The sequence below is a fragment of the Pseudoxanthomonas sp. X-1 genome (genome assembly GCF_020042665.1).
Taxonomy (GTDB): Bacteria; Pseudomonadota; Gammaproteobacteria; order Xanthomonadales; family Xanthomonadaceae; genus Pseudoxanthomonas_A; species Pseudoxanthomonas_A spadix_A.
The window spans coordinates 1,682,530-1,694,331 of record NZ_CP083376.1; the positions used below are offsets into that span (position 1 = coordinate 1,682,530).

Genomic DNA, 11,802 nt, shown 5'->3' on the forward strand with positions numbered 1-11,802 from the left:
CAGGAAGTGCGGAGGTTCAGCGGGTCAGCGCATGGACGCGGATGCCCGCGTCGGCGAAGGCCTGCAGATGCGTCTGCGCGGTGCCGGCGGCGATCACCAGGTCATCGACTTCGGTCGGCGCCGCCACGTGGTAACGGCCCTCGGTGCCGAGCTTCTCGGGCGAGGCGACCACGATGACGCGCGAACCGATGGCGATCATCGCGCGCTTCAGCGCGGCCTCCTCGGCGTCGGTGGCCCAGACCCCGGTGAGCGGATCCAGCGCGCAGGCGCCCGGCAGGCAGACATCCACGCGCAGGCGCTGCAGCTGCGCCAGGGCTTCGGCGCCTCTCACGCCGCCTGCGCCGGGGGAAAAGGCGCCGCCGATCAGCTGGACCTGGACACCGCCGCGTTCGCCGGCGGCGATGGCGATCTGCGGCGAGTTGGTGACGATCGTCAGATCGGTGTGCTCGGGCAGGCGCTGGGCGACGGCCAGGTTGGTGGTCCCGGCGTCGAGCAGCACGGTGCTGCCGGGCTGAAGCAGTGCGCACACGCCCCAGGCCAGCCCGGCCTTGTCGGAGGCTTCGTGCTGGAGGCGCTGGTCGAAGCGCAGCGCCTCCGGCGCCGTGCGCACGGCGCCACCGTACACGCGCTTGCACAGCCCCTGGCTGGCCAGTTCGCGCAGGTCGCGGCGGATGGAGTCCTCGGAGACGCCGAAGCGCGCGGCCAGGTCGCCGGAAGACACCCTGCCGTGCTCGCGCAGCAGATCCAGCACCGTCTGGGCGCGCTCGGCGGGGAATCGGGTGTCTTCGGACATGGAAAGCGTCTCGCGTCGGAGGCGCGGCATCATGCACTAACGAGAATAAATGTGCATGAACGTGCAAGTTCCGGCGCTGCAGCGGGGAGCGTGCGCTTTTCTGATCTCGAAGGACATCGATCCGGCGGGCGGCGGCCGGCTCTCCCTCGGCCAGGGCATCCTGCCCGGACTCGGGCGCTCGGCTCCTGCCACGCTTGTAGCGGCCATCGCCTGCCACCCCGCTGTCGCGCGCGTTGAGCTAAACGGCTTCGGGTGGGAGGAAGTCCGGTTCGCTCTGCCGCAGCACCTCGACCTGGGCCGGTGCGCGGAGCGCGGGCCATGGATGGCTCGCCGCGGCGAGCCCGGCGGGATGGCGGATCGAGCCGAGGCGCCGCGCCTGGCCGGTCGAGGCCAGGCCGCGAAGCGCTGCTCTGGCATCCCGCGCGACTCAGCAGGGTCGCGCGATCACGTTTCGGCGAAGAAATCGAAAAAGCCCCGCTTGCTGCGGGGCTCCCTCATTTCGTGGAGCGCCTGCCGCCGCCGTCAGCGATGCGGCCGCATCATCCACTTGAGCAGCGGGGCGGCGACCAGCGCGATCGCGCCGCAGCCCAGGCCGATCCACATCATCAGCCAGAACAGGTGCGCGTAGCGGGCCGAGGCCTCGACCAGGTCCATCGTCTGGCCCTGGGGCACCTCGATGGAGGCGAGCTTGCCGAACATGGCCGCCAGCATTTCCGAGAACGCGGTGGCCAGGAACCAGGTGCCCATCATCAGGCTGACCACGCGCGGCACGGCCAGCTGGGTGACCGCCGACAGGCCGACCGGCGAGAGGCACATCTCGCCCAGTTCCAGCACGAAGTAGGCGGCCACGATCCACCACACGCTGGCCATCTGCCCGGTGCTGCCCACGTGCTGCGCGGCCAGGGCCAGGGGGATGAACGAGGCGCCGGCCAGCAGCAGGCCCCAGGCCGACTTCACCGGCTTGGACGGGTCCAGCCCGCGCCGGTCCAGCCAGGCCCACAGCGCGGCGAAGATCGGCGCCAGCAGCACCAGGAACAGGGCGCCGAGGTAGGTCAGCGAGCCGGCGGTCTGCGGCAGCACCAGGCAGTCGCGCACCAGCAGCACCACGATGATCGCCGCGGCGACGGCGAACACCGTGCGCGGTGCCTTGGACTGCGGATGCCGGTCGGACAGCGAGGCCGCGGCCACGAACGCGATCGGCGCCAGCAGCAGCGAGACGATCGACCACGGCAACGGCGTGCCGTCGCGGATCACCAGCGCCGGCACGATGTCCTTGGTCAGCAGGCGGTCGTTGAAGGTCACCCACGAGCCGTAGGTCTGCTCGTACAGGGTGAAGAACACCAGGGCCATGAAGATCAGCGCCATCAGCGCCAGCATCTGCCGGCGCTGCTCGGGCGTGCACTGGGTGGCCAGGAACCAGGCGAACCACAGCAGCACCCCGCCCAGCACCACCAGCATCAGCAGCTGAGCCAGGGTGACCTCGCCGCCGAGCGCGAACGCGCCGTTGGCCGTGGCCCACATCAGCCAGGCGATCGGCAGCACGCCGACGATGGCCAGCAGGTAGATCAGCCATTCGCGCGGCAGGCCGGCCACGCGCTCGCGCAGCGAGGCCGGGTTGGCCGGTTCGGCATGGCCGTGCAGGTACTTCTGGCCCCACAGGAACATCGCCAGCCCGGCCAGCATGCCGATGCCGGCCGCGCCGAAGCCGTAGCGCCAGCCGTAGGCTTCGCCCAGATAGCCGCACACCAGCGAGGCGAACAGCGAGCCCAGGTTGATGCCGGCATAGAACAGCGAGAAGCCCGAGTCCCGGCGCGGGTCGTCGTCCGCATAGAGCCTGCCGACGATGGTGGAGATGTTGGGCTTGAGGAAGCCCACGCCCATGATGATCAGCGCCAGCGACAGGTAGGTGATGCGCAGGCTGCCCTCATCGCGCAGCACCTGGCCGCCGCTGACGGTGGCGGTGTGGCCCTCGAAAGCCATGCCCACATGGCCGGCCACCAGCAGCAGGCCGCCGAAGATCACCGCCTTGCGCATGCCCAGCCAGCGGTCGGCGAGCAGGCCGCCGATCACCGGGATGCAGTACACCAGCCCGCCGTAGGCGCCCAGCAGGTCGTAGCCGGCGTCGTCGCCGAACAGGTGGTGCTTGGTCAGGTACAGCAGCAGCAGCGCCTTCATGCCGTAGAAGGAGAAGCGCTCCCACATCTCGGTGAAGAAGCACACGTACACGCCCTTGGGATGGCCCAGGAAGTCCTCGCGGGCGGGCAGGGCGGCGGAGGTGGCGGACACGGACGACCTTGCGGCAATGACAGGCGCGCGAGTATGCCAGTGCGCCGCCCGGGCGGGGCCGGTGGCGCCCGACCGTGGCAATCGTCACTTGGCCCGGCTCGCCGGCTTGGAGTAGCGTTGCCGTTTTACGTCTTCCGCAGGGCCCCAAGACCATGCAGCAGCCCGTCGCCGCGCCGCGGCAGCTTACCTTCCGCGCCGTCGTGCTGGCCGTCGTGCTGGCGGTGGTGCTCTCCGCCGCCAATGCCTACCTGGGCCTGTTCGCCGGCCTGACCGTGGCCACGGCCATTCCCGCCGCCGTGGTCTCGATGGGCGTGCTGCGCCTGCTCGGCGGTGGCACGATCCTGGAGAACAACATCGTCCAGACCGGCGCCTCGGCTGGTTCGTCGATCGCCGCCGGCGTGATCTTCACCATCCCGGCGCTGATCCTGATGGGCTATTGGCCGGACTTCAAATACTGGTGGGTGCTGGGCATCGCGGGCCTGGGCGGCTTGCTGGGCGTGCTGTTCTCGGTGCCGCTGCGCCGCTCGATGATCGTCGAGGATCCGCTGCCGTTCCCCGAAGGCAAGGCCGCGGCCGAAGTGCTGAAGGCCGGCGAAAACCCCGGGCCGGGACTGAAGATTCTGGGCATTTCCGCCGCGATCGGCGGCGTGGTCAAGCTGGCGGCCGCCAACGGCCTGAAGGTCATTCCCGACAGCTGGGCGGTCGCCGGCTATTTCGCCAACAACAAGGTGATCGGCTATCTCGGCACCGGGCTGTCGCCGGCGCTGCTGGGCGTGGGCTACATCGTCGGCCTGAACGTCGGCATCGTGGTGCTGTCCGGCGCGATCCTGTCCTGGCACATCGCCATCCCGCTGTACCACGCTCTGTTCCTGGGCAGCGATCCGCAACTGGCCGCGGGCATCGCCGGCGCGCCGGCGGCCGACGCGGCCTTCGCCATCTGGTCGTCCAAGATCCGCTTCCTCGGTGTCGGCGCGATGCTGGTGGGCGGGGTGTGGACGCTGTTTTCGCTGCGCAAGTCGCTGTTGGCCGGCATCAGGAGCGGCTTCGCCGCCGCGCGCAAGAGCGCCGGCGCCACGCCGCTGGCCGAAACCGAGCGCGATCTGCCGATGAAGTGGATGCTGGTGGCGCTGGTGCTGTTCGTGATGCCGCTGCTGGCCCTGTACCAGGCCATCGTCGGCCAATGGCTGGTCAGCGTGCCGATGACGATCATCATGATCGTGGCCGGCTTCCTATTCGTCTCGGTGTCCGGCTACCTGGCGGGCCTCGTCGGCTCGTCCAACAACCCGGTCTCGGGCATCACCATCGCCACCATCCTGTTCGCCTCGGTGGTGCTGCTGATGCTGCTGGGCGAGGGCGGCAAGGTGCAGGTCGGCGGTGCGCCGCTGGGCGCCGTAGCCGCGATCATGATCGGCGCGGTGGTGTGCTGCGCGGCCGCGGTCGGTGGCGACAACCTGCAGGACCTCAAGACCGGTTATCTGGTCGGCGCCACCCCGTGGAAGCAGCAGCTGATGCTGGGCATCGGCGCGTTCTCCTGCGCGCTGATCATGGCGCCAGTACTGAACCTGCTGCAAAAAGCCTATGGCATCGGCTCCAAGACCCTGCCGGCGCCGCAGGCCAATCTGATGGCCTCGGTTGCCAAGGGACTGTTCGGCGGCGACCTGCCCTGGACCATGATCATCATCGGCGGCGTCATCGGCGCGGTGGTGATCGCCCTCGACAGCTGGCTGAAGAAGACCGGCAAGCGCTTCCGCGTGCCGGTGCTGGCCGCGGCCATCGGCATCTACCTGCCGCTGGAGCTGATGGTGCCGATCTTTCTCGGCGGCCTGCTGGCCCACTTGGTCGCACGCTTCCACAAGGTGCATCCTGACGACGAGGCCGGGCTGGACCGCGTGCACCGTCCCGGCGTCCTGTTTTCCGCCGGCCTGATCACTGGCGAGGCGCTGATGGGCATCGCCATCGCCCTGCCCATCGTCATTACCCAGAACCCGGACGTGCTGGCACTGCCGTTCAGCCTGGGCGCTGCGGCGCAGTGGGTCGGCCTGGCGATCCTGTTCCTGGTCGGCTGGCTGCTGTATCGCACCGGCAAGAAAGGCGAGCAGGCGGCGTAAGCGCCTGACCGGCTTGGCCTCGCGCAGCGTCCTCGCTCGCCGCGGCGAGGTCCCGCCTGGCTTGGCCGGACACAGGAAAGACCTTCCATGAATCCGCCTTCGCCCCCCGTGGCTGCCCGCAGGATCGTGCTTGTTTCGGGCGCTCCCGGGTCCGGAAAGACCACGCTGGCAGTACCGCTCGCCAAGTGCTTGGGGCTGCCGCTGTTCTCCAAGGACCTCATCAAGGAAACGCTCGCCGACGCGCTGGGCAGCGGCGATGGGGATCTGCAGGCGTCTCGCAAGCTGGGCGGGGCGTCCATGGAATTGCTCTGGATGCTCGCCCGTTGCGCGCCGGCGGCCGTACTGGAGGCCAATTTCAGGCCGCATAGCGAGTACGAACGAGACCGGATCGGAGCGCTGGACGCCCGGATCGTCGAGGTGCATTGCGATTGCGGTCTGCCCGAGGCCGCCAGGAGATTCGGTGAACGAGCCGCCAGGGCCGGCCATCATGCCGCGCATCCGCTGCGAACCCTCAACGCCGATGATCGTCCGAATACGACCGCCCGATCGGGATCGGCCAACTGATCGCCATCGACACCACGCATCCTGTCGATCCGGCCGCGCTCGCCGAACGGATCCTGCTGGCCTGGGCATGAGTCATCGGTTGCCGCGCCTGCTTTGCCTCAAGCGGTCCCAGCGGCCTACCATCGGCCACTTTTTGAAGTTTTCGGAGTCCGCGCAATGACGCTTCGTCCCGCCTTGCTGTCCCTGGCCCTGATCGCCGCGCTGCCGGCCGCCGCCGCCGAGCGCGGCTTCGACGTGCACGACCTGGTCAAGCTGGATCGCGTGTCCTCGCCCACGCTCTCGCCCGATGGCGGGCGGGTGGTGTTCGCCAAGCGCGTGATGAATGCCGAGGCGACCAAGGCCAGCACCGCGCTGTACCAGCGCGATCTGCGCACGCGCGACCTGCGTCCGCCGACCCAGATCACCCCCGAGGGGTGGAACGTCAATTCGCCGGCGTTCTCGCCCGATGGCCAGACGCTGTACTTCCTGAGCGCCAAGTCCGGCAGCCAGCAGCTGTACGCCATTCCCGCCACCGGCGGTGAACCGCGCCAGCTGACCGACTTCGCCGTGGACGTGGACGGCTACAAGCTCTCGCCAACCGGCGATCGCATCGTCTTCAGCGCCGGCGTCTTCCAGGACTGCGGCTCTGACCTGGCCTGCACCAAGGGCAAGCTCGAGGCGGCCGCCAAGTCCAAGGTGACCGGCAAGGTGTTCGACCAGCTGTTCGTGCGCCACTGGGACACCTGGAACGACGGTCGCCGCAACACCCTGTTCGTCGCGCCGCTGCCGGCGGCCGGCGCCAAGCCGGTGGTCGGAGCGTCGGCGATCAGCGCGACCATCGCCGGCGATGCGCCGTCCAAGCCGTTCGGCGGCATGGACGATATCGCCTGGTCGCCGGACGGCCGCTCGGTGGTGGCCAGCATCCGCGTGGCCGGGCGCGAGGAGCCTTGGTCGACCAACTTCGACCTCTATCAGCTCGACGCCGCCGGCCGTGCCGCGCCGAAGAACCTGACCGTGGCCAACAAGGCCTGGGACGCCGGCCCGGTGTTCAGCGCCGACGGCAAGACCCTGTACTACCGCGCGATGAAGCGCCCGGGCTTCGAGGCCGACCGCTTCGGCCTGATGGCGATGGACGTGAAGTCGGGCAAGACCCACGAGATCGCCGCGGACTGGGACCGCTCGGCCGGCGAGATCGTGCTGACCGCCGATGGCAAGTCGATCTACACCAGCGCCGATGACCTGGGCCAGCACCCGCTGTTCAAGGTCGACATCGCCAGTGGAAAGGTCAGCCAGCTGGTGGGCGAGGGCAGCGTCGGCTCGGCCAGCGTGGCCGGTCCCACGCTGGCCTTCACCCGCAACTCGCTCAAGAGCGGCGACCAGATCTTCGTGGCCGATCTGGAAGGCCAGAACCCGCGCGCGATCACCCCCAGCGCCGGCGAGGTGCTGCCGGAGGTGAAGTTCGGCGACTACGAGCAGTTCACCTTCAAGGGCTGGAACAACGACACCGTGCACGGCTACGTGGTCAAGCCCTGGAACTACCAGGAGGGCAAGCAGTATCCGGTGGCCTTCCTGATCCATGGCGGCCCGCAGGGCAGCTTCGGCAACGGCTGGAGCTACCGCTGGAATCCGCAGACCTACGCCGGCCAGGGCTATGCGGTGGTCATGATCGACTTCCACGGCTCCACCGGCTACGGCCAGGCCTTCACCGATGCGATCAGCCAGCACTGGGGCGATCGCCCGCTGGAGGACCTGCAGAAGGGCTGGGCCGCCGCGCAGCAGCAGTATGCCTTCCTCAACGGCGACAAGGCCTGCGCGCTGGGCGCCAGCTACGGCGGCTACATGACCTACTGGATCGCCGGCACCTGGAACCAGCCCTGGAAGTGCCTGGTCGACCACGACGGCGTGTTCGACAACCGCATGATGGGCTACAGCACCGAGGAGCTGTGGTTCTCCGAATGGGAGAACGGCGGCACGCCGTGGGACAACGCGGAGAAGTACGAGAAGTTCAACCCGGTCAACCACGTCGCCAACTGGCGCGTGCCGATCCTGGTGATCCACGGCCAGCAGGACTTCCGCATCCCGGTCGAGCAGGGCCTGGCGGCGTTCACCGCGGCCCAGCGTCGCGGCATCGAGTCCAAGTTCCTGTATTTCCCCGACGAGAACCACTGGGTGCTCAAGCCGCAGAACTCGATCCTGTGGCACGACACCGTCAACGCCTGGCTCAAGCAGCACATCGGCGAGTAACGCCGCCGCGCGGGGCCGGCATCGCCGGCCCCGCTTCGTTTCCGCCTCGCGCCCGGCGCGATGCTTCTGGTTCTTCACGAAGCCGCGGGCGCCGATGCCCGCGCATTCCACGGGGCGGCGCATCCGTTGGCGCCCAGCGCCATGCCGCGAGCGGGCGGACGTGGTGTTTGGCACCGGGGATCCCCCGGCCTGGCCGCTTAGGCCAGCCCGCAAGTGCCTGTGACTTGGGACATGGGCGCGCCGGCTTGGGCGCGCGCTAGCGTGGGCACGCGCGGCGGCACCCGCTCGCCGCCGTCCGCGGAGGATGCGACATGAAGTCCGTCATCGGCTGTCTGCTGTGCACCGCCCTGTTGCTCGCCGTCGCGCCGGCCGATGCGGGCGCCTTACCCAAGCCCGCGCAGATCGATGCGCAGGTCGCCAGGCTGATGCAGCGCACCGGCGCCCAGGGCCTGGCCGTCGCCGTCATCGACGGCGGCCAGCCGGTCTACGTCCAGGCCTACGGCAAGCGCAACGCCAAGGGCGACCCGCTCACCGTCGACACGGTGATGTACGGCGCCTCGCTCACCAAGACCGTGTTCGCCTACACCGTGATGCGCTGGGTCGGGCAGGATCGCATCGCGCTGGACACCTCCATCGCCGAGTACCTGCCGCAGCCGCTGCCGCAGTACACCGGCGCGGACATCGTCGCGCGCTACACCGACTGGAGCGCGCTGGACGAGCGCTGGCGCAAGCTCACCCCGCGCCTCCTGCTGCAGCATGCCAGCGGGTTCGCCAACTTCAACTTCCTGGAACCGGACGAGAAGCTCCACTTCCACTTCGATCCGGGCACGCGCTATGCGTATTCCGGCGATGGCCTGGCCACGCTGCAGTTCGTGCTCGAACAGGGCCGCGGCCTGGATGTGGGCAAAGGCACCGACGCGGTGTTCGCCGAACTGGGCATGACGCGCACCGCACTGAAGTGGCGCGAGGATTTCGCCGACAACCTGGCCGATGGCTGGGATGCCCAGGGCAAGCCGGAGCCGCACGACGACCGCTCCCGAGTGCGCGCGGCCGGCTCGATGGACACCACCATCGGCGATCTGGCCCGGTTCGCGGCCGCGCTGGTGGCCGGCCGCGGCATCGGCGCGCGCGAGCAGGCCGAGATGCTGCGCCCGCAGCTGGCGATCACCACCCGCAGCCAGTTCCCCACGCTGCAGCCGGAGCTGCCGCCGGCGCAGCGGCGCAAGGACCTTTCCGCCGGCCTGGGCGTGGTGACGTTCGACGGTCCGCAGGGCCCGGGCTTCTTCAAGGGCGGTCACAACGACACCACGGGCAACACCCTGGTGTGCCTGCGGCGGCAGCAACGCTGCCTGCTGGTGCTGGGCAACGACGTGCGCGCCGAGAAGGGCTTCGCCGAGCTGGTGGAGTTCGTGCTCGGCAAGACCGGGGTGCCCTACGACTGGGAACACGGCACGTCCTGAGCGTCGCTGTCGGCGGCGACGTCAAGGCGAGGTTCTACGTCGCCTCATCACCGCGGCAGCGGGATGGGATGCGAACCCGGCAGCCATCGTTGCCTGCAGGCGCTCCTCAGGCCTGCAGCGCGCGCCGGTGCGGTTCGTGCTGCGCCGCCTGGGCCAGCTGTGGGGATTCCTGCTGGCGCAGCTGCGCGGCGCTGTCGCGTGCCGGTTCGGCGCTGGCCTGCGCCAGGTCCACCGCGCTGCGCCGTTGCGTCGGATCGGCCAGTCCGCCCTGGACCGCGAACACCGCCTCGCCCTGCCGCCCGGGCAGTACGTGGTCGATGCGGTGCAGGCCTTCGCGGCGGGCGTCGGCCGCCAGGCTGGCGGCGGTGTTGAGGAAGGCCTCGTCGTCCTGCAGCCCCAGGCGTTGACGCTGCGGCGCCAGGGCGCGCACCGCATCGTCCAGCAGGCGGTTGGCGGTGGGCGCGTTTGCGCCCTCGGCGGTGCTGGCGCGCGCGCCGAGGCCGGCCTGGTCCTGCGCCTGCATGACCGCGTCGATGTAGTGCAGATCCAACTGGTGCATGAGCATCCGGCCGGGGACCAGCCGCTCGAAAACGCCCAGCGGCTCCGGATCGGGCAGGGTGATGCGGTGCCCCGGCGCGTCGGGCATGGCGTACTTGAGCGGGAAGCTGTCCTCCTGCAGATAGGTCAGCAGCTCGTTCTTGACGGCGTAGCTGCGGATCAGGCCTTCGGCCGCGTAGGCCTTGGCCTCCTTGGGATCCAGCCCCGCGCGCTCCAAGGTCTTGTTGTGCACGCCCGAGGCGTTGAAGGTCACCGCGGGCGTATCGGACGCCAGCGCCGCGGCCGCGGCAAGTCCGCCGCCCAGCGAATGCCCGGTGAGGATGAGGTCGTCGCCCAGCATGACCTTGGCCTTCTTGGCCAGTTCGATCGACTGCCGGTACTGCGGGTCGTCGAAGCCCAGGCCCTGGCCGAAGTTGTGCTTCCAGTCCTTGCCCTCGTCGGTGCCCGCGAAGGCCAGCACCACGTGGCCCTGTGGATCGCGGTAGAACGAGGCGTCGAAGCCGCTCTTGGCGTCGTGCTGCATGGCGGGATCGATGCCCAGCGCGCGCAGATCGTCGTCGCCCATCCGCGCCCAGCCGCCGGGGAGCGTGGGCGCCGGCCCCGACACGCCGCGGCGCAGGTCGGCCACGGCATAGTTGTCCTGGAGCAGGGTGGAGAGGTCGCGGTCGATCGGGCGCGGCTGCGTGCCCGACACCTGGGCAGCGAATCCATCGTCCTGCAGTGTGTTGCGATCATCCATTCGCCAATCCTTGCGTCTTGGTCGGGCCCACGGCCCGCGTCACCGGCGACGGAGCGCCGCCGACCGGTCTACTCGCGGGCGACCCCGTGCTGGGTCAGCCAGGCTTCGACGGCCGCGCGCTCCTGCTTGCCCTGCGCGTTGAGCAGCCGCTCCCGGGTCATGAAGAAGTAGCGCTGGAAGGTCACGCCCTGCGCGTTGACCGCGCGCGGGTCGACGCCGGCCTCGAGCAGGCGCAGCAGCGCGCTGCCGTTGTTCGCCGAGGCCGCTTCGTGCAGCAAGGTGTTGCCCATGCTGTCCTTGCGATTCAGATCCACCCCGGCCTCGATCAGCATCTCCAGCTGCGGGGCGCGGCCGGACTGCACCGCGGAGAACACCGGCGTGCGGCCGCCGCGCGGGCTGACGATGTCCACCGGCGCCTTGTGCGCGATCAGCACGCGCAGGTACTCGGGCGGCTGGACCATGGCCGCCATGTGGGCGACGGTCTCCTGGTCCATGCCCAGCAGGCGCGCGTCGGCGCCGGACTCGAGCAGCGCCGCCAGCGCCTTGGGCTGTTCGGTCCAGATGGCCCATTCGAGCAGGGTGACGTTGTCCTCGCCGTGCGCGGCCAGGTCGGTCGAGCCGGCAAGCGCGCGGATGCGGGCGATGTCGCCGTGCTGGATGGCCTGGGCCATCGGCACGATCGCCGGATCGTGGAAGGGGATGCGGGAGCTGTCCTTCATCGTTGCCGACATGCCGGTCTTCTCCTTCGCGCCGACCGGTCCGGCCGCGCATGAAGCCATGAGCAAGGAAGTCGCGAGGGCCGCCAGGGCCGGGACGTGCCTGCGCATTGCGGGGTTCCTTTCCGTCTGCGGGTGCGTCGGCCCGCCCTCGTGCCGGACCGCGTCCCGATACTAGCAAAGCGTTGCGTCACCCAGGCAAGCATCGCGACCGTGCATCCGTCACGGCATCGAGAGACAAGGCGGGGCTTCAAGACCTCTCTGGCCTGGTACGGGCGATGTCGCGGCGGTCTGCCGTGGCCGCGCTGGCGGAACACGCGGCAATGACGCCTGCGCGCGTCGCCGGGGCGGGGCC

General features: G+C 69.7%; 8 protein-coding genes. 4 read left to right on the top strand and 4 right to left on the bottom strand.

Annotated elements, in window-relative coordinates:
* Nucleotides 1-16 precede the first annotated feature (16 nt).
* Together LAJ50_RS07500 and LAJ50_RS07505 are read right to left on the bottom strand one after the other, a co-directional pair.
* Nucleotides 17-793, bottom strand: a complete 777-nt coding sequence (locus LAJ50_RS07500; RefSeq protein WP_130551806.1) for a DeoR/GlpR family DNA-binding transcription regulator — start codon at nt 791-793, stop codon at nt 17-19.
* A 522-nt stretch (nt 794-1,315) separates the two neighbouring features.
* Entirely contained in the window at nt 1,316-3,079 is a 1,764-nt protein-coding gene (locus LAJ50_RS07505) for an oligopeptide:H+ symporter (protein WP_138654151.1), read from the bottom strand.
* A gap of 152 nt (nt 3,080-3,231) precedes the next feature.
* Here LAJ50_RS07505 and LAJ50_RS07510 point away from each other — a divergent pair, with 152 nt between their 5' ends.
* The 4 genes from LAJ50_RS07510 to LAJ50_RS07525 all read left to right on the top strand — a co-directional run bounded on the left by LAJ50_RS07510 (nt 3,232) and on the right by LAJ50_RS07525 (nt 9,434).
* A complete protein-coding gene (locus LAJ50_RS07510) occupies nt 3,232-5,187 on the top strand; it encodes an oligopeptide transporter, OPT family (protein ID WP_130551808.1) in 1,956 nt (651 codons plus the stop codon).
* Nucleotides 5,188-5,274: 87 nt separating this feature from the next.
* A complete protein-coding gene (locus tag LAJ50_RS07515; protein ID WP_224096511.1) occupies nt 5,275-5,751 on the top strand; it encodes an AAA family ATPase in 477 nt (158 codons plus the stop codon).
* Nucleotides 5,752-5,907: 156 nt separating this feature from the next.
* Nucleotides 5,908-7,974 carry a S9 family peptidase gene (locus LAJ50_RS07520; protein WP_138654152.1) on the top strand — a complete coding sequence of 689 codons (2,067 nt, stop codon included), beginning with the start codon at nt 5,908-5,910 and terminating at the stop codon, nt 7,972-7,974.
* Between the two features lie 311 nt (nt 7,975-8,285).
* Nucleotides 8,286-9,434, top strand: coding sequence for a serine hydrolase domain-containing protein (locus tag LAJ50_RS07525; protein WP_138654154.1), 1,149 nt, complete (start codon nt 8,286-8,288; stop codon nt 9,432-9,434).
* A 106-nt stretch (nt 9,435-9,540) separates the two neighbouring features.
* Here the strand turns inward: LAJ50_RS07525 and LAJ50_RS07530 are convergent, their stop codons facing one another.
* On the bottom strand, nt 9,541-10,731 hold the full coding sequence (locus LAJ50_RS07530; protein WP_138654156.1) for an XVIPCD domain-containing protein: 1,191 nt from the start codon (nt 10,729-10,731) through the stop codon (nt 9,541-9,543).
* 68 nt (nt 10,732-10,799) lie between these two features.
* A complete protein-coding gene (locus LAJ50_RS07535; protein ID WP_138654158.1) occupies nt 10,800-11,558 on the bottom strand; it encodes an ankyrin repeat domain-containing protein in 759 nt (252 codons plus the stop codon).
* Nucleotides 11,559-11,802: the final 244 nt, after the last annotated feature.